The sequence below is a fragment of the Pseudarthrobacter sp. BIM B-2242 genome, assembly GCF_014764445.1.
Taxonomy (GTDB): domain Bacteria; phylum Actinomycetota; class Actinomycetes; order Actinomycetales; family Micrococcaceae; genus Arthrobacter; species Arthrobacter luteus_A.
In genome coordinates this window covers 261982-283152 of sequence record NZ_CP061722.1, presented here as the reverse complement: position 1 = coordinate 283152, position 21171 = coordinate 261982, and the positions used below count along the sequence as shown (strand labels likewise).

Sequence of the window (21171 nt, the reverse complement as noted above, 5' to 3'; positions counted from 1 at the left end):
ACCCCCGCAGGAAGCTCCTGCGGGGGTGTTTTGCTGTGCCTGGCCTAGATGTAAACCGGGACGACCTTGGGTGCCTCCTGGACGGCGGGGGCGGCCGGTGTGTCAAGGTCCATGAACGCGAACGGGTCGTCCACGATGGCCCCTGCCTTCTGGCCCGCAGGAGCTTCCTTCGGTGCCGGAGGCTCCTCCTGGGAGGGGGCTTCGGGGAGATCAAACGGATCGTCCGTCCCGACTGCCTGGGCGAGCAGGGCGGCGCGGGCCGGGTTGGCGTCAAACGGGTCGCCCTCATCCAGATCGGGGATGACAACAGCGACCGGGGCCGCTTCCTCAGGAGCCGGCGCTGCGGCTGGGGTGTCGAGACCGAACGGGTCGTCGGAAACTGTCGGGGCGGCCGCCTCGGCCTTCGATTCCACGTGCACGGGCTCGGGGGCAGGCTCAGCCGCAGCCTCGGGCGCAGGAGTAGCTGCAGCCTCCTTTACGGCGACCGGGGGCGGCGTGAAGGAATCCCCGGCAAGACCGGCCATGATGCTCTGCGCGGCGGCCTCAAAGGAGCGGAAGCGGTCCTGGAGGGAGGCGATGGTCGCGGCATCCGTCGCGCGGGCCCTGCGCAAATCTTCCAGTTCGACGTCGCGGTCAGCGATGGTCGCCTTCAGCTCCCCCACTTCCTGGCTGTGGTCGGCCCGAACCTTCTCCAGGGTCGACTGGACTCCGGCGAGCTCTTCGTGGGTGGGCCGCTGGGACAGGAGGGCAAGCTCCTCCCCTACGGCCTGGGCTTGCCTGGTGATGGCGGCGAGGGCTTCGGACTGGGATGCCTCGAAGCCGGCGACGGCCTCGGTCAGGGCGGCCAGGGACGCGCCCCCGTCCTTGGCTGCGTCAGCGTTCTTGGCGGTGGTGTTGGTGGGTGTCATCGGTGCTCCGGCGGTGTGCGGTTTTGAAAAGTCAGTTACCGTAGCATTTTAGCGTGCATGCAGCAAATAACACCAGCCACCAGCCGATGGCTTCCCCGTAAGTCCGGGAACGCAAAAGCCCCGCCGGGGATTGCTCGCCCGGCGGGGCTTCTTCGATGGACTTCTAGCGGCGGGCCAACGCGCTGTCGAGGGCCTTGGCCACCGCTGCCTCCACCTGGCGGCGTGTCAGGGCGCTGTCGGCGGCCTTCTGCACCGAGGCTTCCTTGGCGGCCTGCAGCTGGGCAGCGACCTCCTGGGCGATGGCCTCGGGCGACTTTGCGGCTTCAGCAGGTGCCGCAGCGGCGGCCTCTTCGGCCTGTGCAGCGACCTGCGGGTCAGCGGCGACGCCGGTGGACGGATCCACCCAGACGCCGGCAGCGTTGCGCTGCACGGCGACACCGCTCGGTGCCGTGAAGGCCGGGGCCTGGCCGGCCGCGGGTGCGCGGTAGCTGCTGCCTCCTGCGTAGCTGCCGGCGGCTGGAGCCTGCGCGGCGGGGACGTAAGGAGTAGCCGCGGCAGGTGCCTGGGGAATGTACGGCGTCTGGGGCGCAGCCTGGACGGGAGGCGGCGTGTAGGCAGGAGGGACGTACTTCGGCGGCGTGTAGGCAGGAGCGGGAGCCGGGGCGGGTGCGGCGGGCATCTGGATCGGGCTCGGAGCCGACGGTGCGGCGCCACCGCCGAGGTCAACACTGACGTTGCCTCCGTTGCCGCCGCCGCTGGCATCGGGCACGCAGGAGCTCACGCCGCCCATGGTGATGGCGTGATGGCCTGCCGGGCAGGCGTAGGCGGGCCCGGCGCCCAGGAAGAGGGACCCGCCGAGGACGGCGACGCTTGCAAGTGCGCTGAGTCCGCGCTTCATAGAATTCTCCATGTTCCGGAAGTTACACGTAGAAATGCATGCTGTCAACTTATTTCGTCGGATTTCCGATTCCCGCACCGAACGGGGACTGGCCGGTGGCCGCTGCCGGGTCACCGCTTCCGTAGCTGTAGCCAATGACCATGGACTTCTCGTTGGCGGAAAGCGTGCGCTGGATGATGGACTCCGGTCCCGAGTAGGCCCCCGTCGCTGCAGAAGTCCAGGTCGTAACGTTGTTGACGAGGGAGACGATCTGGCCGTCCACCATCGGGAAGTGCTTGGTCGACGCGCCACCCAGCGTTTCACCGTTGGCGGTGATGGCCGTGCCGTTCATCAAGGTTCCCGTGCCGGCGTCGATGAGCCTGGTGGTCACGTTGCCGTCCTTGCCCTCAGCAAGGACCTTCTTATCGGCGTCCAGGACAGCCCTGGCATCGTCGAAGCTGATCTGGGCCTTGTCCACGCCGCCGGCGGCGAAGTCACCGGACCAGTCGTCGCCGTTGTCACTGAATCCGATCCAGGTGGTGCCGGGCTTGAAGCCGAGCCCCTTCGACAGGATGGCGGAGTAGACCTTTCCGCTCTTGGTGTCCGCTCCCCCGGTCAGCGCCACGATCTCCTGGTCGACGTTCAGCCACATGGAACCCTGGGCCGTGGCGTTCCCGGGCCGGTAGGCCGCGACCGTCTGAATCGCCTGCTCCGGCACCGCGTAGGTGCTGTCCCAGGACTGGCCCACGATGACGGTGCGGTCCTGGACGTGGACGCGGCGGTTGTCGTACCGGGGCTGGTTCTTGAGCCAGGTCGCAATGATGTCGGCGTCCCCGGCGCTTGCTGCCTCCAGGTAAACGAGCCGCAGCGGACCGGTGTTCGGGATCTCGTGTACGGCATGGTCAGGACCCCGCGAGTAACCCAGCCGAAGCACCGGCGCGCCAGCTCCTGCCGGGTCCAGCGGCAGCAGCCCCATCGATGCCGGTGCCATCGCCGTGATCTTCTTCCACCACTCCCCCGTGTGCGGGGCAAGCACAACGGTGTCTGAATCAGCCGCGGCCAGGCCCGGGACTGTAGGCGCCAGGGACAGTGCCGCAGGGTTGATTCCGGCGGCAGCCGGGGCCTGGCGGTGTGATGAGGAGACAGCGAAAACGGTGACGGCCACGAACACGGCTGCCACCCCGAGGGTGAGGAGCAGCAACCGTGTGCGGTGGGTGGTGTTTTTCATTGTTCGGGTAAAGCCTTTGTTAGAAGGAGTGCCACTGCGGGCGGTTCCAGGGGTTGTTGGCCTCACAGGGCTGCCCGGGCTGGTAGCCGTAGCAGGCGTCCGTGGGCTCCCACAGATCCCACCACCAGCCGCCCGCCGGCCCACAGCCCCGGCCGAAGGTGGCCAGCGAGGTCATGGACTGCTCGATGATCGTCGAGGTCAGCGACCCGCCGATGTCGGTCCAGACGTGGAAGCCGTTGGTGACGCCGTAGTAGTAGCCCTGGCCGGGACCGCTGTTGACGTCGGAGTCACCGTCAGCCCAGCTCAAGTACAGCCAGCTGGTGTCAGCCCGGCTGCCGCCCTTGTACTGCGCAAAGCCGATGTAGCTTGTGCCGGAGTAGTCACCGTAGATGGTTCGGTGGTTGTTGGCGATCATCCGTGCCCCGATGTGGTGGTTCGGCCAGTCCCACGTCGCGCTGTTTTGGTCGGTGTACTGGTTGCCCGAGCAGGTCACGATCGTGGTGCCTGTGTTGGGAACATCCGGCGGGGTCCAGAAGCTGGAGGTGGTGATGTTCCGCGACAGCCCGTTCGCGGCGTGGGCGCGGATGTCCCAGTGGTAGAGCGTGCCGGGGGCGGCGATGATCGTCCAGTTGTTCGCTCCGCCGCCCTGGTAGGTGCCGTAGTACCACATGCGGTCGGGCAGGCCGAGGTTCGGGTCGCTGGAGCGGGCCTCGCGGGTGCTGTCGACCGAACGGGCGAACTCGAACCAGGTGGCGCCGGCTGAGGCGCCGTACCAGAGGGTCGTGTAGCCGTTCTGGATGCCGGTGCTGGAGCCGTTGATGTCGCTGTTGACCATGTTCACCCGGAAGCGGCTGCGCATGTTGCCCCAGTAGTCACCCAGGGACTGGCCGGTGGCGAAGTTGCCCGGGTAGGTGTCGACCTTGGTCGAGACCGTGTCCGAGTACCCGCCGTTGGTGATGGCAGCGTTCTTTGCCCGGACCCGGTAGTCCATGGTGGCTCCGGGCGGGTTGTACACGTTGTTGTAGGCCAGCGTCGCACCGCTCTGGGAGTGGTTCGTGGTGGTCACCACGGCACCGTCCCGGAGCAGGTCGTAGGAGCATGTCGCGCTCGTGCAGTACAGGTTTGCACCCGTGTTGCCCGCGTCGGCGTTCTGGACCGCGGTGAACGAGGACGAGTCGTTGGTCAGGTCCGGGGTGCGGGTGACCGTGAGCGTCTGGGCCGGCGGCCGCTGGGTGAGCCGGGCCTTGGCCGAGAACGCCCGTGACATGCCGGTCGGGTTGTAGGCCAGGACGGCGTAATCGAACTGGGTGCCAGGCGCCGCGACGTCGTCGAGCTGGGTGGCCGTGGTGCCGCCGGAGTTGACGTTGCAGTCGGTTCCGGTCAGGCAGGTCAGGGCCGCGTTGCTGACCGCGAAGCGGCCCACCTTGTATCCGGTGGCCGAGGTGGCCGGGTTCCAGATGATCCGGTTGGTGCCGTCGTAGTCACGGGTGTTGGTCGCAGCCGTGCCCATCGGGGCAACCGTCGGGATCGGCGGGTACTGCAGCTGGGTCACCTTGGCGGACTTGTTGGCAGCAGCCGCAGCAGACTCCGGGGAGGGGCTGGAGCGGTCTGCGGTGACGTCGTTGCCGGCAGCGTCCGTGCCGCGGGGGCCGGAGTTCCGGGATGCGATGTAGTACGTGTAGTTGGAACCGTACGGAACCGTGTCCTTGATGGACAGGCCCGTGGTGGAGCCGACGAGGGTCGCAGCTCCCGAGGTTCCGGCGGTGTAGCGCCACACGTCGTACCGGGTCGCCGTGCTCACAGCGGTCCAGGTCAGGTCGTTCGTGCCCTTGGTGTCATCCAGGTAGGACGCCTTCACGGTCGTGCCCTTCGGGGCAGTCGGGTGGGCCAGGATCTGGGTGTGGCGGGACTCAGAGGACTGGCCCGAGCGGGCGTCGGCCTTCAGGTACCACTCGTAGCGCTTGCCCCAGCCGGCCCCGTCCCAGGTGTAGGACAGGGTGGAGACATCCAGCACGATGTTCGTGTAGGCGCCGGTGCCCAGCGGGCTGCCGGTGACCGGGTCGACCTCGCGGTACAGCAGCTGGTAGCCGGAGGCACCCGTGACGGCGTTCCAGTTGAACACCATGCGCGGAGCGGTCAGCGTGGTGCTGTTCCAGGCGCTCGGGTCGGCACCGGCAGGCTGGACCGTGGAGTTGATCAGCACAGGCTGACCGATCTGGGGCCGCCATACGGCGGGCCGGCAGGAGTCGGAGATCGCTCCGCTGCTGGACTGGGCCAGCACGCGGTAGGTGGTGGAGTCGGAGACACCGGCCGGGTTGGAAACGTCCTTCCAGGTGGTGGTGGTCGCGTTCGGTGTCGCCACCACGGCCGAGTTGCGGTAGATGATGTAGGACGCCGCGCCCGGAACCTCGGTCCAGGTCAGCTCCGGCTGGGTCGGGGTGCTGGCCGCGGTGAAGGACGTCGCGGGGCAGATCGGGGCCACGACGGTGCCGTCGGAGACGCCGGCAGCGGTGTTCCTCGGAGCCGCGGCGGTCGAGTTGGCGTAGAACTGCTGAGCACCGTCAGAGGAGACAACGGTGTTTGCGGCCAGGTTGATGTTGACCAGCTTGATCTGGTTGGTGTTCCCGGCCGTGGTTGTCAGGGGCGCGACGGAGGCATCGATGGTGTTGCCGGTGGCACCGACGTAGGAGAACGCCGAGGATGCCGTGGGGGCGACGTTGGAGATCAGCGTCATCGTGCTCTGCTTGCCGTCCCCGTTGGGGGCGGCAGCTGCCTGCACGGACGGGTCAATCCACAGGCCGGGATCGGGCATGTAGGAGCCGGTGTAGCCGGTCCAGGTCTGCTGGTAGTAGGCCGCGCCGGACTTCAGGAACCGGGTCATGACCTTGTTGCCGTCACCGTCGACGGACGCGGTCATCAGCTGGTCCGGGGTCGCGTAGAGCACCGGGTCGGAGACCTGGACGTTCTGCGCTGTCCGGTTCAGGGCGTCGGTGACGCGGCTGGTCTTTTCCTGAAGCACTGTGGATGTGGCAGCCGTCTGGCTGACCTCACCGAAGTAGGAGACGCCACCGCCAATGACGGCAGCACCCACCGCCATGGACAGCATGGCTTCGGCGATGCCGAAACCAAACTGCTTGCCGAGGATCTTGAATTTCAATGCCATACCTCTCCTGTGTGCGGCCGGTGGCACGATGTGGCGGGCTCAGCACCTAACATGCGTAGGTAAACGCGGGACGGCTCACCGTCGCCTGATCAGCTGCGGCTTCCCGACGGCTGCTTGTAGTCGACAAGGGTCCAGATCTCCCTCGAATACAGGGCACCTTCCTTGGCCGGGTCATTGCCCAGCGGGTTCACTGCAGGGGTTCCGGTGAACTGTCCAGCCACCGTGACGCTGTCGCAGGCCAGGGATCCGCTGAAGGTCAGGCCCTTGGTGCTGGCGCGGAACGGGGCCGTCGTGCAGGCGCCCTTGGGAGCGAAGATGAAGGTGTTCCGGACTTCCATTGGGGTGCCCGTCACCTGGGTGGTGTTGAAGGTGACGTTGCCGTTGGTGTAGATGTTCAGGGCGGTGCCCGAGGCGGCTGCCTTGGCGCTTTCGTTGAAGGTGACGGCGCCGGTGACGAAGGCGTTGAACGCGCCGGTGCCGACAACGGTGGTGGGGACGTCGAAGAGCATGGAGGCGTAGCAGGCCACGTTGTCGTTGGCGACCAGGATGCCGCCGGTGCGCGAGGACACCCAGTCGGCGGGGGCCGTGCCGCCGCACCTGCTCAGGTTGTCGTTGACGAACGCGGGGTCCAGGCCGATGCCGGCGGGGATCTTGATGGCACCGTTGACGTTCAGGTTTGCGGCCTGGCCGCCGTAGAGCAGGTAGGACGAAACGTTCAGCGGCGAGGTCAGGCCCGGGTAGGTGGCCAGATCCAGCGGGCCGGGGCCGTTGATGCCGACGACGCCAGACAGGAAAGGTGTCGCTGATCCGACGCCGGCGCCGTTCTGGACTCTCACGGTCCGCCCCAGGACAGTGTGGCTGAAGGCACCAGCGGGGCCGGCCTCGTACTGGATCTGCTTGTCGGCCAAGACCTTGAACCCGCCGACGTTCAGGGAGTTCGCGCCGGCAGTGACGGAGCGGGTGACGTCGCGGAAGGTGCCGCTGGCGTGAATGACGGTTGCGCGGCCGCCGCCCAGGCCCGGTTTGACCGGATCGGCGTACCAGGACCAGGTGCCGGTCGAGTTGGACCCCGTCTTCGGGGACCCGGCCACCGGCAGCGCAGCGGGGTTGCCCTCATTGAGGTGGTACAGGGCATCCTGGACAGCGGCGTCGGCGAGCTGCCCGGATTCGACGAAGTCCCGCGACATGACCGCGGTCTTGATGGTGCGTCCCGTCGTGGCGGCGGACATGTAGGTCAGCCCGGAGAGCAGGATCAGCATTATCAGGACGAAGGCCATGGCGAAGCCTTTTTCCTTGCGGGACCGCGACTTGAGGGCGGCGGTGGGCCGGGAGAGGCGGGCGACGCTCATCAGGAACCTCCCCGAATGCCGGACGGCACTGCCTGGTCAACCCCTGGTGTCAGGGTGGTCTCCTGGCGGACAGTGCGGATGCTGCCGGGGACGCCTGCCCGTTCCTGCCAGGAAGCATCGATGTAAAGGGTTTTGCTGCCGTAGGTGGCGCCCTTGATGGGTGCCTTGGTCCAGCCGATCGACGTCTTCAAAGTGATGGTGAGACCGCGGATGGTGACGGTGGAGAGAGCCGGCAGCGAGCCGCCTTTGACCACCAGGGTCGGGTCCGGCAGTTGCGCGGTGTTCTCAGTGTCGGTCCCGACGGTTGACCACTGGGCTGCGCGGGCCTTTTCGATGTACGCGGCTGCTGCCTGGTCGGCCACCGTCTCGTTGACGGAAACCTTCATGACGTCGTTGGACTTGAAGTATGCCGCGCTGAATCCGGTGAGGATGGTGAACAGCAGCCCCATGGAGATGATTACCTCCACGAGAGAATTCCCGCGTTCCTTGTGCTTCCGGCCGCGGACGACGAGGACTTGAGGAGCGGCGGCAGCGAGGTCCACAGAGGATGATGCTGCGTTGCCCGCTGCTGCATCCATCGTGTCCTCTTTCTGTCGTTGCCTGCCGGGGGAAGGGGGCCGCCCCGGACCGCGAAGGCCCGGGGCGGCGACCACTTAGGAGACGCGCTTGACGGCGAGCTTGCCGAGGTTGCTGTCGAAGACCATGGTGTAGTTCTTCACAGCCAGGGACGTGCCGGTGATCGTGTAGGAGTTGGTGGTGGTGTTGACCGCCGAGGTGAGGGTCGTCTCCGTGTTCTTGGTCGTCGCAGCGACGGATGCGGTGACGTCGGCTGCCGCATAGGCGGTCTTGCCGGACAGCGCGTAGTCAGAGGCGACGAGCAGTTGCGCGGAGGAGATGTCGGAGATGACGTTCTGCACGGCGGCGCGCTCCATGTACCGGCCGAACTGCGGGACGATCGCCAGGGCGAGGATGGCGACGATCGCCATGGCGGCCATGGTTTCGATGAGCGAGAAGCCGCGTTCCCGCCGGTCTTCCGGCTTGGCCTTCAGAAGCCGGGCGCGGGCAGCGCTGGGGTTCAGGAAACGAAGTGCTGTCTTCACGGGTGTCTCTTTCTATGGGACTTTCAGGTGGGTGAAGCGGTAAGGCAGTGCTGCCGCTGAACATGCGTAGATTTCGCGGGACGGGTGTACGGGGTGGTGTCAGGGCGGGCCGGACACGTGCCCTGCCTCCAGGAATTGGCCGAACAATCCATGCCCTTCCATCGCTCGTCGCCTGTTGCGAGCAGGCTGAGCCCACTCGGCTCTGTACATGCGTAGATTTCCCGCGGTTGCTCACCGCCGCGTAACAATGGGCGGGTTACGCCGAAAATGCCGTCGCACCCCTGAGAATGTCGGTATGAAAAGGCTTCTGGGGGTAGCCCTGTCGGTGATCGCGGTCGTTTGCGCGCTGGCGGTCGTGCTGGTGCTGACAGGCGTGTGGTCCCCTCCATGGACCGCAGTGGCGAAGCCGGACGCCGATGGCGAGGTCACCGTCAGCCAAGCCAAAGATGTGGTGCTGCCCAGCAGCGGCGGTTCACCGGAGGTGCGGATTCCGGCGGCCTCGTTTACTGGTGAGGGACGATTGAACGTCAAACCGGTCGCGCTGCCTGAGAACCGTTCCGGCTGGGCAATCAGCCTGGACGGGGCGCAACTGACCGGCCAGGCGACGCTGGTGTTCAAGGACGTCGTCGTCGACGGTGAACCTGCCCCACTCGTTGGGTTCAACGAGAACCCCGGTGACCCGATCCAATACGTCCTGGACACCGAGGTGTCCGGCCGGGACCTAGTGGTGCGCACGACCCACTTCTCCAACTGGATCACCGAAAAGTGGGACTGGCTGATGGATAAGGCGCGCGGCCAGCTGGACCGCATCTATCGGGATTCCGGCACCGGGGAACAGCCACAGTGTGAGCTCCAGGCGGAGGCCAGGACAGGAGGTGTGTCGGTTACCAGCGACAGCGGCGGCAGGGTGCAATGGTGCCTCGGCAGAGCGCCGGACGGCACAACTGTTCTGAAGGTGAACAACTCCCGCGGTTACGCAGTGTCCGCGGAGCGCACCCCGGGCCTGACAATGGGGAGCCGCAGCCTGGATTTCGGGCAAATGGTGCCACGGCTCGCCAAGTACATCACCGCGCCCTCGAAGCGTGCCAACGTCATCGACATCATCGGACCTGGTGAGACCGTGGAGTACAAGGTGGATGAATCCAGCGGTTTGAAAGGTGTGAACCTCCAGCCCTCTCCCCCGGCCTACCTTGCAACGGCGCTCTGGTTTGGCATCCAGACAGCAGCCATGGCGTTCGAGACAACAAATCTCCTAGGCAAGGTGCCAGTCGAGAAGATCCAGACAGCTGTTGACGCCGCCGACTGCGTGGCAGGATTTCAGGGGATGGCCACGGTCGACGTCACAAACGCTAAGGCCGCAGGCAGCTATCTGGACGGCGCACTCGGCACAGTCATGTCGTGCATGGGCAAGGTAATGGAACGCGTGGCCTTAGCCGACGCTCCGGAAGAAATACTCAAGAATTTTGTCGCTGTCAGGCTCGCCCAGGTGATGAGCTGGCTATGGTCGGGCCTCAAGACAGCTGCCAGCGGCTTCGCGGCAGCCGCAGACACGGCCCTGAATTACAAGGGCTACACCATAGCCCTCACCTATCCAGCAGCCACCACCCCATCTCGCTCCCCCTCCCCCGCAGCTGCCGCCATCCCCGGGCTTCCCGACGCGCTCAGCGGAAAATGGTGCACCCGGGCCACCCCGACAACCTGCTTCGACGGCGCTGAACTCAAAAAGAGGACGCCGACTGTGCAAGTGGAAACTGCCGGCCCTTCCGACCGTGTTCCAGGGGCTATGGACTACACGCTGTGCGTGCAGATGGACCTGGGAGACCACTGCACGACGGCCAGCTCGATTTACCTGCGATATTTTCCTGCGGGAACACCGTGGAACTGTGCGAGGTGGCTGGCTGCCAGCGGTACTCCATTGCCTTCCTGCGAGCCCGACTACACTTCAGCGCACGACCCCTCGGAACCAAGGCTCATCGTTCGTCCCAACCATCAACAGGCACCCACGTACCTGGATTCGCCCCCGATGTACCGGACCCAATAGTTCGGGAAAGGCCCGAGATCCTCGGGGCACGGGAAGTGCCGCGCTACGGCCGCAAATTAGCAATTGTTAAGGTCAGGAAATCTAGGTCCGGAATTGCTAATCTGCGGCCGCGCTGGACCCCCAAAAACAACGATCAGAAGGGGCTGATGATGTCGCCCAACGAAAAATATGGAAGGTAGATTGCGAGGGCGATGATGAGGACCATGCCGGCGATCAGGACCAGGAAGAACGGCTGGATGAGAGCTTCCATCCGGTTGGTGATGTCGTCCACGTCGCGCTTGTAGAGCCGGCCGATGGCGCGCAGCGCCTTGGAGGACTTGCCGGTGCTGTCACCGATGGCAACGAAGGTCAGCAGCAGACGAGGGAAGATGGGTTCCGAGGCGAGGGACTCGGAGATTTCCTTGCCGTTGAGCTTGCCGTTGCGGGCATTCAGGATGGCCCGCTCCATGACGAGGTTGCCCACCGATGCGGCCGTGATCTCCAGGGCCTTCACCGGGTGCAGGTTCGTGGAGAGAGAGGCGTAGGTGCGGCAGAACCTGGTGAGGGAGACCTTCAGGAACATGGGCCCGAAGATCGGCAGCTTGAGCTTCAGCGGGTCCACGAAGGCGCGCACCTTCTCTTCGCGGTAGTTGCGTTTGTACCAGATCAGGGTCGCGCCGGTGAGTACGGTGAACAGCGGGATCATCCAGAACATCTGGTTGGAGATGCCGAGCACGAGCAGGGTGATGGGCGGCAGGGACGCGCGGCCGTTGGAGAGGCTGTCGTAGAGGGTCGCGAAGCGCGGGACCACTCCGACCATCAGGAAGATGAAGATCAGCATTGACAGCGCCAGCACGACGGTCGGGTAGGTCAGGGCTTTCTTGATGCGGGCGCGCTGGTCGTCATCGGCCTCGATGTCGTCGGCCACCTGTTCCGCGGCCGTCTTCAGGTCACCGGCCTCGAAGCCTGCCCGCAGGGTCGCGGACATGGTTTCCGGGAAGATGTACGGGTAGTGGGACATGGCGTCGTGCATCCGTACGCCGTTGCCCATCTCCTTGTTCACCTCGGCCAGGCCATGCGAGAGGACGGCATCCTCCATGTCACCGCCCTTGAGGATGGTGGTGATGGCCTCCCGTTCCTCCATGCCGACCTCGATGCAGAGGGCCAGCTGGCGGGAGAACGCGACCAGGGACCGCGGCTTGGCGCTGGCCTTCTTGGAGATCGAGATGCCGCCGGCCTCGGAGACGGCCAGCACGGACCGGAATTCGGGGTTGGCGGAGAGCCGGGCGATCGCGGCCCGGCGGTCCTGGGCAATGACGGTCCCCCGGTTGGGTTTGCCGTCCACGGTGGTGACCACGTAGGAGAAGGACGCATTCGTCTTGTCAGTGGCGGCCCTCGCGGCGGCGGGCAGGGTGGCGGTGCTCAAAGATGCTCCCGGTGCTTCAGCAGGACCAGGCCAGGCAGGCCCGGAGGTTCTGCCGCCTAACATGCGTAGACACCTCGTCCATGGGTGTTAGGCGAATCCCGCTACTCTCTCTAGGAGACGCCGCAGAGTGCGGCGGAATTGGGGGAAGCATTATGGGGACCAGGACAGCACGGCGCGCCGGCGGCATTGTCAGAAGTGGAGGCTTCCGGCTGCGCGACGTGGTACTCGTGCCACTGTCGCTTGCGGGGGCGCTGTGGATGGCGCTGATGCTCATCGGCCGAAATGCGGCATCGACTCCTGGACCCATCGCGCCTGAAGAGCCTGAAGAGCCAGCAGGAGAGGCCGGTGCGGAAGCCGAGATGCCAGACGTAGCAGACGGGAACCGTGGCGAGCCCGGAAAGGGTGACGGTGCCGGCGAAGGCGGCCGGGACAAAGCCAAGCAACTTCAGGCCGCCGACCCCAGGGAAGTCGACCGCACCAGCCCTTGGATCTATTTCTGGGGCGGCACTCTTCTGGTCGCCGCGGTGACCGCCTTCATGTGGCACCTCCACCAGATCACGCCGCCCACGAACCCAACCGAAACGGGAGTCCGGGCAGAAATCTGGCTCTTCCTGGCCCTCCCGGGCGTCAGCATGGCGGTTCTGGGTGGCTACCTGTTCTGGAAGATCAGAGATGGCTGGTTGCCGTACCGCCTGCACCGCAGCGACCACCTTCTGACGCTGGTTCAGCTGGTGCCGGGAACAGCCCTCGCCGCTGCAGGAAATATCCTCCCACCCGAGCACGAGCTCGTGGACTCGTGGCCGGTTAGCCCTAGCTGGGCCAGCCTGGGCTTGGGGACGCTGGTGAGCCTCCTGCTGGTCCGCAAGTTCGGTAAGGCACCTGCTGCTACTTCAGAGTAATCCGGGTAGCCTCCGCGGCGCCTGACGGCTTGAGGACCAGGGTGGCCGGGCCGGCGGGAATGTCGAAGGCGACCTTGCCCCGGACAGGCTTACCCGGCTGGACCGGATCCGTCGGCAGCGCGTCCTCGGTGACCGGGAGCCGCGTGGCGGGGGCATCGTTGGCGTCGAGCACCTGGATTGCAGCCGGGTCCGGTGTTGTGGCTCCGGCCCAGGAATCCCAGCCGACGTCCAGGGTCAGCACGGTGGGGCTCGTCATGGTGGCGCTGGTGACGGTGATCTTGGCGACGCCTCCGTTGGCGACATCTGCCAGGTAGGGCTTGCCGATGGCCGGCGTCGGCGGAGCCGGCTGCTCCACAGCCTTGGGGCCAAAGGGATCGGACGCCGTTGTCACCGGCGCGGCGGGCTGCGCGGTCGTGATGCTGGCGGCGCTGGCCAGTACCGAGGAGGCAAGCACAGCAAGGGCAACGGTGCCTGCCGCGACTGCGGCCAGGCGGGCCCGTCGGCTGGGTTTACGTGCAGTTGTCGTGGTTCTCGTCGTCGTCATGGTGGTCCTTTCCTCTCAGCAAAGGGGCATGCGCAGATTCTCCGGTCACGGCTGCCCGGACAGGGCCTGGACGGGGAGAAATTGCCGCGGCTCCGCACACATAGGAAGGGTCACCGGGACCGCTGGGAGGTACTCCCCCAGCCGCCCAGAGCGGTGCAGGTTTTGACCCCGTCCGCACACATAAGGACTGTCCCGAACAGCAGGAGAGAGGAACCCCCGATGGCTAGTTTGAAGCAGACGGCGACGGAGTCGCGGATGCAGTATCGGAAGCCGACGGGGATGCAGCCGGAGCCTGCGGGAACGTAATCAGCCAGGATCCGTCACGGTAGACGAGCTGGTTGATCTCAGCAGCAAGCTCATCACTGTTGGCCACCTTGGTACCGCCGGAGGTGATGGAAACAGCCGAAGCCGGAACAGACGCGCTCGTGCCGTCGATCGAGACAGCAGAATCATCCACCGTGACCGCCAGCTCAGCCTTGGGGTCGGACACCTTCAGCAGGGCCAGGTCGGTCACTGCCTTCTTCAGCGGTGCGGCCGGGGCGTCAATGTCGATCTTGTCCAGGACCGGCTTGAAGGTCTCCTCCGAGGCCTTGTCCGGGAAGGCAGCACCGATCTCCTCCGATGTTGCCGTGGCGAAGAAATCCTTGATGGCCGTGGCCACCGCAGCGTTGCTGGCATCTTCGGATGCCACCGTCGCTGTAGCCGTCGGCTCAGCCGCCGGCGTGTTCTGGCTCGAGCTGCAGGCCGAGGAGCCAAGCAGGATGGAGGCGATCAGTGCAGCGGCGCCCAGGGAGCGGAAAATCTTGGTGTTCATGTGTCAATCCTTCGATCTTTGTGGTAGTGGTTCCTGATCGTCAAAGTACGCGACAGAGTTGACACCACGCAAGTCTACGTGTAACGCCGGTGCGCTTTATGACGTTTTGTTACGCGCAGGGTCTTGACAGATCGACCGGCTTTATCCCTTGTTTCCCTCCGAACCTGCCTCGGCGTCACCGGCGGCAGCTTCCGACGGCGCCTGGGGGTCAGGCAGCGGGGAGGCCATGAACGAGTTGCCGGTCAGGGTCAGGTTGCTGCCCTCCTTGTCAGCCTTGGCGATGGACACTTCCGTGGCTGTGAAGGGCCGCTTGAGCGACTCCACCTTCTGCATGAAGACCAGGAGGTTCTGCGGATCGCCGGTGGCATTGATGGTCAGGCCCGCCTGGTAGAGCGGTCCGGCCTTCGCCGGGTCGACCGGTTCCGTTGCCGGTGCTGCTGTCGCGCCGGGGTCCTCCGCCGGTGTCGGGGCGGCCGGGTTGATGCCTGTGACTTGCACCCCCGAGGACGCGCCTGCCTCAAGAACGGCTGCCAGCAGCTCCCTTTGTTCCGGGGCGGTGGGGACGGCCTGGTTGAATTCGGCCACCCTCTCCCCGAGAGCGGGAAGGTCCTTGAGCTTCGCCGCAACGAGGTCGGCACGCCGCTCCAGGGCGGCGTCTTCCTCTGCGACCGTCTGGCGTTCCAGGTCCAGCGCCTTGGCGGCGTTGATCCTCGGCGTATAGACGAAGGAGTACACCAGCAGGGCCGCGAGGATGATCCCGATGGTGGTCAGGATGTAGGGGAGTTTGGAGGCTTTCACTTGAGGACATCCTTGACGTTGGTGTCGGACTGGGTGCTTCCCGCGGCGGCTGCCGCGGTGCCGGCTGCAGCCCCGGCGTTCAGCGTGGCGGGGTCGAGGGTCGCAATCTCCTCGTCGCTGGGCCGGAACGACTCACCCTTGAAGGACATCGCCTTGTCGGTGTAACCGATGGTCATCTTGAAGGTCGTTCCGCCGCGCGCATCACCGGACTGGGTCAGGTACGGGTCGGTCAGAACTGTGGTGTCCTCGGCCAGTGCACCGATGTACTGGGAGACTGCCTGTTCGTCGCGGGCCGAGCCTCCCACCTCCAGGTATCCGACCGCCTTTGAGGCCGCGAACGGCTGGCCGGAAGCAGGCTTGACCGACTTCGTCGCGTGGACCTCGGTGAGGGTGATGCCGAACTTGTTGGCGTCGTTCATGGCCTTCAGTACGGAGGAGTACGCCACGTCCTTGACCAGGGCGTCAGCAACGGCCTGCCGGCGGATGATGAAGCCGTCGAAGTACTTCTGCACCGACTCCGTGGAGGCGAGGTACTCCTTGTGCTCGGCCACCTCGGCATGCTGGGCGTCCAGCTTGTCCTGGGCCACCGTGGCGGTCGCGTTGACCGGAATGTAGATGAGGCCCATCACTGCCAGGGCGGCCACACCGGCGATCAGTGAGTTCTTTACCGCGCGCTGGTGCAGCCGGCGGCCGGCGACCTTGGGCGGCAGCAGCATGGCCGAGGGCCGGACCGGTGACGGCCAGGCGACTTCCTTCGGCCCGTGTTCCCGCGGGGCCTTCGGCTGCTTGGGTGCCTTCTCCTTGGCGGGCTTGGGCTCCTTCGGCGGCCGGGGTGCCTTCACTTTAGGTTCCCTGGGCGCTTTCGGCTCCTTGCGCGGCCGGGGTTCCTTGCCGGGGCGTTCGGTTGTGAGTGTCATTAGACAGTTGCTCCCATTGCCAGTCCTACCGCCGCAGCGCAGCAGGCGTTTGATTTTCCGTTCGGGGTGTACCGCTGAAGGTCTTCGCCCGCGATCGACTCATCCAGGACGCCGATTTCGACCGGGACCCGGAAAGAGTTCTGCAGGGTTTTGGGCAGGGTCCGCAGCAGCGCTCCGCCTCCGGTGAGGGTGATGCCCTGGATCTTCGCTCCGCTGTCGGGCCGGGCCACCTCGTAGCTGATGATGGCTTCCTGGATCGCGGTAAAGACCTTGAAGGCGTAGTCCTGAAGTGCCTTGTGGATGACCGGGTCCCCGGACGGGGTGGTCTTGGCCTCGTGGATCTTCTCCGGGTCGTCGTACTGGATGGCCATCTCGACGACAGCGTCCGCGTCCGATCCGCCGGCGCCTTTTTGCAGGGCCACGGCGTAGGGTCGCCCGCCCTCGTGGATGATGGCGGTGACGACCTCGTGGCCGATGTCCACCAGCAGGTCCAGCTGTCCGGCGGGACGGGCCGGCAGGGCGATGGCGCGCAGCAGACCGAAGGCAGTCAGGTCCGACCCTGCAATCCGCAGGCCCGCTTTCTGGATGACCTGGAGCTGGGTGTTGACGACGTCCGGGGCCACCCCGATCAGGAGGGTGTCCAGTTTCCGGCGGCCCTCGTCATCCTCCAGCTCGCCGAACACGACGGCGTCGAGCAGAACCCCTTCCCGGGCGCCCGGCAGCAGATCGGGGTTGACGGTGAGCTCGAAGCCCATGGCCGTGTGGAAGTCCTTCTGGTCATGCCAGTTGGTCACCGTCCGGTTCACGTACACCTCGTCGACTGCGCCGACGCCCATGATGACGTCGCGGGTGGCGACCTTCCGGGATGACAGGAACATCTTCAGCTCGTTGGCGATCCGGGCCACATCTTCGGGCTCGATCAGGCCCCGGTGCACCAGCCCGGTCTCAAGAGGCATGAACAACTGCCGCAGGACCGTCACGGTGTCTTTGACGGTCTGCACTTCGGCGATCTTGATGCCGGTGGCACCGAAGTCGATGCCGAGGACTTTTTCTGCCACTGCGGTGTTCCTGCTTCCTTTTGGACGGTGAAGGGGAGGCTCGGCGTCGAACATGCGTAGACCTCGCCGCGGCGGCCGTCACAGAAAGATCTACGCATGTCAGAACCTGTATGACCCCCGCCAACCGTCAGGAACTTGTACGTGTCCAGCTCCCGCCTCGCCGGCCATCTGACCGCCCAGGGTGCCATCTCCATGGAGGAATACCTCCAGTTTGAGGAGATCGCTGTGCGGGAGGGCAAGCCGGTCCTGAGTGTGCTCGTTGCCAAGGGCGCAATCAGCGTCCGGCAGGGCCACGAGGCACTGGCCTACGGCCGCGGCTGGACCTTCGCTCCCTTGGACGACGTCCACGGAATCGCCCCGGAACTCATCGACCTGATCGATCCGCCCACCGGCCGCGACATGCTCGTCCTGCCGCTCCGGCTCGAAGACAACGTGCTCACCGTCGCCACCGTCAATCCCAGTGACATCACCGCCCGCGCGAAACTCCACGGGATCACCGGCCACACGGTTAATTTCGTCTACACGCCCAAGGACGAGCTTCAGAAGGCGGTCACCCACTACTACTCGATCGATGTGGAGATGGCGAAGAAGGGCGCCAAGGCCACCGAGGCCCTCGCGTCCGAGCAGCGCCGGCTGGCCATCAGCACCACCGTCGGCGCCGACGAAGGCGAGATCGTTGACCTGCTCAACACCATTATCGAAGGCGGGATCGCCGCCGGAGCCTCCGACATCCACCTCGAGCCGGGCTCCACAGGCCTGGACATCCGGTATGAGATCGACGGCGTCGAGCACCGGCAGCGGCAGAAGCCCAAGCTCGAACTGGCCGCCAGAATTGCCGCGCTCATCAAGACACGCGCCGAGATGCAGTCGAGCACCCTGTTCCCGCAGAACGGCGCGATCCGGCACTTCTTTGAGAGCCAGAACCGCTACTACGACCTCCGCGTCGCCGTGCTGCCCTCAATCTGGGGCGAATCGATCACGATGCGTGTCGCCTCCGACAAGATCCGCGAGCTCTCCACCGTCCACTTCTCCCCCGGCATCGGCGAAGCCTGGCAGCGGGCCATCCACCAGCCCAACGGGGTGGTCATGTGCGTCGGGCCGATGGGCTCCGGCAAGACCTCGCTGCTGATGGGCTCTGTGCTGGAGCTGCGGGCCATGGGCAAGAAGATGATCTCCCTGGAAGACCCGGTGGAAGTCCGGCTGCCATGGGGCATGACCCAGGTCCCGGTCCGGCCCGGCCGTGGACTGGAATGGGACGCGGCCATGCCGACGGTGCTGCGTTCGGCCGGCAAGGTTCTGATGATGGGTGAAATCAACCAGGAAGCTGTGGCCCAGGAAACCATGAAGGCCGCCCAGACCGGCCACCTGGTGCTGACCACGCTGCACACCAACGACGCCCCCGGATCCCTGATCCGTCTTCAGGAGCTCGGGATCAAGAACTCGATCCTGGCCGACACCATGCGGGCCGTCTGCGCCCAGCGTCTGCCCCGCATGCTGTGCCAGCACTGCAAAGTCCAGGCCCCGCCGACCAGCGACCAGATCATGGACTTCCGGCTTACCAGTGAGGACCTGGCCGCCACCGATCCGGAGACAGGGCGCAGCGTCTGGTTTGGCCCCTCGCAGAACGGGTGCCGGCAGTGCGGCGGGCTCAGCTACTCCGGGCGTCTGCCGATCCACGAGCTGATGGTTTTCAACCGCGACGTCCGGAACCTGATCCTCGAAGGCGCCACGCTGCCCAGGATCACCGCCGCAGCCCGCGAGGCAGGGATGTCCACGCTGCAGGAAGACGGCGTCCTGAAAGTCAAAGCCGGGCTGACCAGCCTTACCGAACTGCGCCGACACATCGTCATCGACTAGGAGAACACCACCATGACCATGACCATGCCCGAGACCCTGGAGTCCCTGTCACCAGAGCAGCAAGCGGTGATCCGCCGGGCTGAAGAGATTGCCCTGTTTGCTCCGCCGGAGAGCCTGGAGAACTACACTCCCAAGGCGATCGACGTCCTGCTGGACCGGGTTGTGGACACCGGCGCATCCGACCTGCACCTGTACGCCGACAAGGCCCCGTGGTCATCGCTGTTTGGCCAGACGCTGCCGATGTCCGCGAAGATCCTGGACTGGAAGACTGTGGCGAACCTGCTGCGGGACATGGTCAGTGACGCGGAGTGGGACAAGTTCGTCCGCACCCGCCGGCTCGACTTCGGCTACCAGAACCCCAAGTCCCGGTTCCGTGCCCACTTCGGCGTCTCCCACGGGGTTCCCTATGGGGTCTTCCGTACGATCAACAACAGGGTCCCGGACCTGGAAGACCTCAAGGTTCCGGACATCATCGGATCCTTCTCCCAGTTCACCTCCGGGCTGGTCCTCTTCGTCGGCGTCACCGGCTCGGGCAAGTCCTCCCTCCAGGCAGGGCTGGTGAAGAAGAAGAACGGCGAGGACTCGCACAAGATCGTCACGATCGAAGAGCCCATCGAATACCGGCACACCGACGACAAGTGCCTGATCACCCAGCGCGAGGTCGGCCCCGGCCGGGACGTCGAATCCTTCGCCATCGGTGTCCAGGACGCGATGCGTGAAGCTCCCGACATGATCCTGGTCGGTGAAATGCGCGACCCTGAGACCGTCTCCGCGGCGCTGTCCGCCGCATCCTCGGGCCACCTGGTCTTCTCCACCCTGCACGCCGAATCCACCGCGGACGCCCCCACCCGCATCCTGGACGGAACCCCGGTCGGCCGTGTCAACGAGGTCCGGGCCCAGCTCTCCCGCACCCTGCGCGCCGTCGTCTACCAGCGTCTGCTGCCCGCTGTGGGCGGCCAGGGCCGTGTCGCCGCCACCGAGGTCCTCATCATGAACTCCGCCATCGCCAACATGATCCGAATGAACGAGCTCGAAGGCATCGCCGGCCAGCTCAACTCCAAGGACACCGGCTCGATCCCGTTCGAGGTGTCCCTGGCCAACCTGGTCCTGGACGGCAAGGTCATGAGGTCGGTCGCTGAAAAGGTCGAGATCCGGTCCGGATCCCTGAAAGAACAACTGGAAGCAGGCCGTCGATGAGCTACCCCGCACCTGAACTGTCCGCCGAGGACGCCAACGCCCTGGCCGAGGCCGGCGTCGCCGGCATCTACGCCGAAGCTGACGACGACTGGGTAGCCTGGCTGCGCCGCCCTGCCGTTGCGGCTGTCACGGCCGTCCTGGCCCTGGCGGCGGCGGTGTTCGTCGGTGTCTCCGGTGCCTCCGTCGGGCCGGTTACGGCCGTGTCCTCGGGCCTGCTCGCCGCGGTGCTCGTCGTCCTCTCCGTGATCGACCTGAAGACCATGCTGCTGCCCGACGTCATTGTCCTGCCGCTGCTCGGCCTGATCCCGGTCGTGGGCTTCCTGGGCGCCGCCGGCGGGGAATTCAGCTGGGGCCAGGCAGGCACCGCCCTGGCGTGCGGTGCGGGATGCTTCGTGCTCCTCTGGGTGATTACCTTCGTCACCGGCGGATTCGGCGACGGGGACGTCAAGCTCATCCCGGTCCTCGGGTTCATGCTGGGCCTCTACGGCTGGCCCGCGGCTGCCCTGGGTGCGCTGATCCTGCCGATGGTCCTGGGCGCCATCGTGGCGCTGCCCCTCATGCTGCTGGGCGCCGGGACCAAGACCGCTGTCCCGTTCGGGCCGTTCCTGGCCGCCGGGACGATCATCATCCTGGCGTTCCCGGGCATCACCACAGCCTGGATGGGCTGACTGCCGCAGCAACGCAAAAGACCCCGCACCGGCAAGGGTGCGGGGTCTTGCTGTCTGGCAGGCGGCCTGGTGGCTACTTGTCGGTCTTGGCTGCTTCGACATCCACAACGCCGGTCGATACGGCGAAGGGCTCCCAGGTGCCGCTCAGCAGCAGCACGGCGATGACGATAGCGCCGACGAGTCCGACGGAGTAAGCGATCCGCTTCCAGGTGGGCATTTCGTCGATTTCACGGGCGAGACGGTACTGCAGGTTGCTCAGCATGTGGTGCTCCAGGGGTAGGTGGGTGAACGGTGACGCAGAGAGGAGACCCGGCCGGGTCAACCTTCCTACTTAGCGTAGCGTGATAG

19 protein-coding genes are annotated in these 21171 nt (G+C 65.8%); 5 read left to right on the top strand and 14 right to left on the bottom strand.

Translation table 11 applies throughout. The features are described from left to right. Positions 1-44: 44 nt before the first annotated feature. From IDT60_RS22080 to IDT60_RS22050, 7 genes are all read right to left on the bottom strand, one after another. Entirely contained in the window at positions 45-908 is an 864-nt protein-coding gene (locus tag IDT60_RS22080) for a hypothetical protein (RefSeq protein WP_191082141.1), read from the bottom strand. 163 nt (positions 909-1071) lie between these two features. Beyond that, complete coding sequence (locus IDT60_RS22075) at positions 1072-1818, bottom strand: hypothetical protein (protein ID WP_191082140.1); 747 nt, start codon at positions 1816-1818, stop codon at positions 1072-1074. 37 nt (positions 1819-1855) lie between these two features. Then, the gene (locus IDT60_RS22070) at positions 1856-3013 is read right to left on the bottom strand and encodes a hypothetical protein (protein WP_191082139.1); all 1158 of its coding nucleotides are present in this window, start codon (positions 3011-3013) and stop codon (positions 1856-1858) included. 19 nt (positions 3014-3032) lie between these two features. Further along, a complete protein-coding gene (locus IDT60_RS22065) occupies positions 3033-6176 on the bottom strand; it encodes a hypothetical protein (protein ID WP_191082138.1) in 3144 nt (1047 codons plus the stop codon). A gap of 89 nt (positions 6177-6265) precedes the next feature. After that, positions 6266-7525 (bottom strand): hypothetical protein, encoded by a 1260-nt coding sequence (locus IDT60_RS22060; protein ID WP_191082137.1) that lies wholly within the window; start codon positions 7523-7525, stop codon positions 6266-6268. Beyond that, positions 7525-8103 (bottom strand): hypothetical protein, encoded by a 579-nt coding sequence (locus IDT60_RS22055; protein ID WP_191082136.1) that lies wholly within the window; start codon positions 8101-8103, stop codon positions 7525-7527. Before IDT60_RS22055 ends, IDT60_RS22060 begins: the two co-directional genes overlap by 1 nt. A 75-nt stretch (positions 8104-8178) precedes the next feature. Next, entirely contained in the window at positions 8179-8625 is a 447-nt protein-coding gene (locus tag IDT60_RS22050; protein WP_223884035.1) for a prepilin-type N-terminal cleavage/methylation domain-containing protein, read from the bottom strand. Positions 8626-8920: 295 nt separating this feature from the next. Here IDT60_RS22050 and IDT60_RS22045 point away from each other — a divergent pair, with 295 nt between their 5' ends. Then, positions 8921-10666 carry a hypothetical protein gene (locus IDT60_RS22045; protein WP_191082135.1) on the top strand — a complete coding sequence of 582 codons (1746 nt, stop codon included), beginning with the start codon at positions 8921-8923 and terminating at the stop codon, positions 10664-10666. 133 nt (positions 10667-10799) lie between these two features. Here the strand turns inward: IDT60_RS22045 and IDT60_RS22040 are convergent, their stop codons facing one another. Next, a complete protein-coding gene (locus tag IDT60_RS22040; RefSeq protein ID WP_191082134.1) occupies positions 10800-12071 on the bottom strand; it encodes a type II secretion system F family protein in 1272 nt (423 codons plus the stop codon). A 152-nt stretch (positions 12072-12223) separates the two neighbouring features. Here IDT60_RS22040 and IDT60_RS22035 point away from each other — a divergent pair, with 152 nt between their 5' ends. Continuing rightward, positions 12224-12970, top strand: a complete 747-nt coding sequence (locus IDT60_RS22035) for a hypothetical protein (protein WP_191082133.1) — start codon at positions 12224-12226, stop codon at positions 12968-12970. Here the strand turns inward: IDT60_RS22035 and IDT60_RS22030 are convergent. From IDT60_RS22030 to pilM, 5 genes are all read right to left on the bottom strand, one after another. Then, on the bottom strand, positions 12957-13514 hold the full coding sequence (locus tag IDT60_RS22030) for a hypothetical protein (protein ID WP_191082132.1): 558 nt from the start codon (positions 13512-13514) through the stop codon (positions 12957-12959). The genes IDT60_RS22035 and IDT60_RS22030 overlap by 14 nt on opposite strands. Positions 13515-13737: 223 nt before the next feature. Next, a complete protein-coding gene (locus tag IDT60_RS22025; protein WP_191082131.1) occupies positions 13738-14328 on the bottom strand; it encodes a hypothetical protein in 591 nt (196 codons plus the stop codon). Between the two features lie 141 nt (positions 14329-14469). Then, entirely contained in the window at positions 14470-15126 is a 657-nt protein-coding gene (locus IDT60_RS22020) for a hypothetical protein (RefSeq protein WP_191082130.1), read from the bottom strand. Beyond that, a complete protein-coding gene (locus IDT60_RS22015) occupies positions 15123-16043 on the bottom strand; it encodes a hypothetical protein (protein ID WP_191082129.1) in 921 nt (306 codons plus the stop codon). The genes IDT60_RS22020 and IDT60_RS22015 overlap by 4 nt, the downstream gene beginning before the upstream one ends. Continuing rightward, a complete protein-coding gene (pilM, locus tag IDT60_RS22010) occupies positions 16043-17101 on the bottom strand; it encodes a pilus assembly protein PilM (RefSeq protein WP_191082128.1) in 1059 nt (352 codons plus the stop codon). The genes IDT60_RS22015 and pilM overlap by 1 nt, the downstream gene beginning before the upstream one ends. A 141-nt stretch (positions 17102-17242) precedes the next feature. Between pilM and IDT60_RS22005 the strand changes: the two genes are divergently transcribed. From IDT60_RS22005 to IDT60_RS21995, 3 genes are read left to right on the top strand one after another with little or no spacing between them, the layout of a single operon-like run. After that, the gene (locus IDT60_RS22005) at positions 17243-18958 is read left to right on the top strand and encodes a GspE/PulE family protein (protein WP_223884034.1); all 1716 of its coding nucleotides are present in this window, start codon (positions 17243-17245) and stop codon (positions 18956-18958) included. 12 nt (positions 18959-18970) lie between these two features. Further along, positions 18971-20155, top strand: a complete 1185-nt coding sequence (locus IDT60_RS22000) for a type IV pilus twitching motility protein PilT (RefSeq protein ID WP_223884033.1) — start codon at positions 18971-18973, stop codon at positions 20153-20155. After that, positions 20152-20823, top strand: coding sequence for an A24 family peptidase (locus tag IDT60_RS21995; RefSeq protein ID WP_191082127.1), 672 nt, complete (start codon positions 20152-20154; stop codon positions 20821-20823). Before IDT60_RS22000 ends, IDT60_RS21995 begins: the two co-directional genes overlap by 4 nt. 73 nt (positions 20824-20896) lie before the next feature. On the opposite strand, the gene IDT60_RS21990 is transcribed toward IDT60_RS21995, so the two are convergent. After that, positions 20897-21085: a hypothetical protein gene (locus tag IDT60_RS21990; protein WP_191082126.1), complete on the bottom strand. Its 189-nt coding sequence runs from the start codon at positions 21083-21085 to the stop codon at positions 20897-20899. Positions 21086-21171: the final 86 nt, after the last annotated feature.

What these genes read in the sequence shown, in the direction of transcription:
- IDT60_RS22080 (WP_191082141.1), bottom strand. Translation starts at nt 908, where the DNA reads ATGACACCCACCAACACCACCGCCAAGAACGCTGACGCAGCCAAGGAC.
- IDT60_RS22075 (WP_191082140.1), bottom strand. Translation starts at nt 1,818, where the DNA reads ATGGAGAATTCTATGAAGCGCGGACTCAGCGCACTTGCAAGCGTCGCC.
- IDT60_RS22070 (WP_191082139.1), bottom strand. Translation starts at nt 3,013, where the DNA reads ATGAAAAACACCACCCACCGCACACGGTTGCTGCTCCTCACCCTCGGG.
- IDT60_RS22065 (WP_191082138.1), bottom strand. Translation starts at nt 6,176, where the DNA reads ATGGCATTGAAATTCAAGATCCTCGGCAAGCAGTTTGGTTTCGGCATC.
- IDT60_RS22060 (WP_191082137.1), bottom strand. Translation starts at nt 7,525, where the DNA reads ATGAGCGTCGCCCGCCTCTCCCGGCCCACCGCCGCCCTCAAGTCGCGG.
- IDT60_RS22055 (WP_191082136.1), bottom strand. Translation starts at nt 8,103, where the DNA reads ATGGATGCAGCAGCGGGCAACGCAGCATCATCCTCTGTGGACCTCGCT.
- IDT60_RS22045 (WP_191082135.1), top strand. Translation starts at nt 8,921, where the DNA reads ATGAAAAGGCTTCTGGGGGTAGCCCTGTCGGTGATCGCGGTCGTTTGC.
- IDT60_RS22035 (WP_191082133.1), top strand. Translation starts at nt 12,224, where the DNA reads ATGGGGACCAGGACAGCACGGCGCGCCGGCGGCATTGTCAGAAGTGGA.
- IDT60_RS22030 (WP_191082132.1), bottom strand. Translation starts at nt 13,514, where the DNA reads ATGACGACGACGAGAACCACGACAACTGCACGTAAACCCAGCCGACGG.
- IDT60_RS22025 (WP_191082131.1), bottom strand. Translation starts at nt 14,328, where the DNA reads ATGAACACCAAGATTTTCCGCTCCCTGGGCGCCGCTGCACTGATCGCC.
- IDT60_RS22015 (WP_191082129.1), bottom strand. Translation starts at nt 16,043, where the DNA reads ATGACACTCACAACCGAACGCCCCGGCAAGGAACCCCGGCCGCGCAAG.
- IDT60_RS22000 (WP_223884033.1), top strand. Translation starts at nt 18,971, where the DNA reads ATGACCATGACCATGCCCGAGACCCTGGAGTCCCTGTCACCAGAGCAG.
- IDT60_RS21995 (WP_191082127.1), top strand. Translation starts at nt 20,152, where the DNA reads ATGAGCTACCCCGCACCTGAACTGTCCGCCGAGGACGCCAACGCCCTG.
- IDT60_RS21990 (WP_191082126.1), bottom strand. Translation starts at nt 21,085, where the DNA reads ATGCTGAGCAACCTGCAGTACCGTCTCGCCCGTGAAATCGACGAAATG.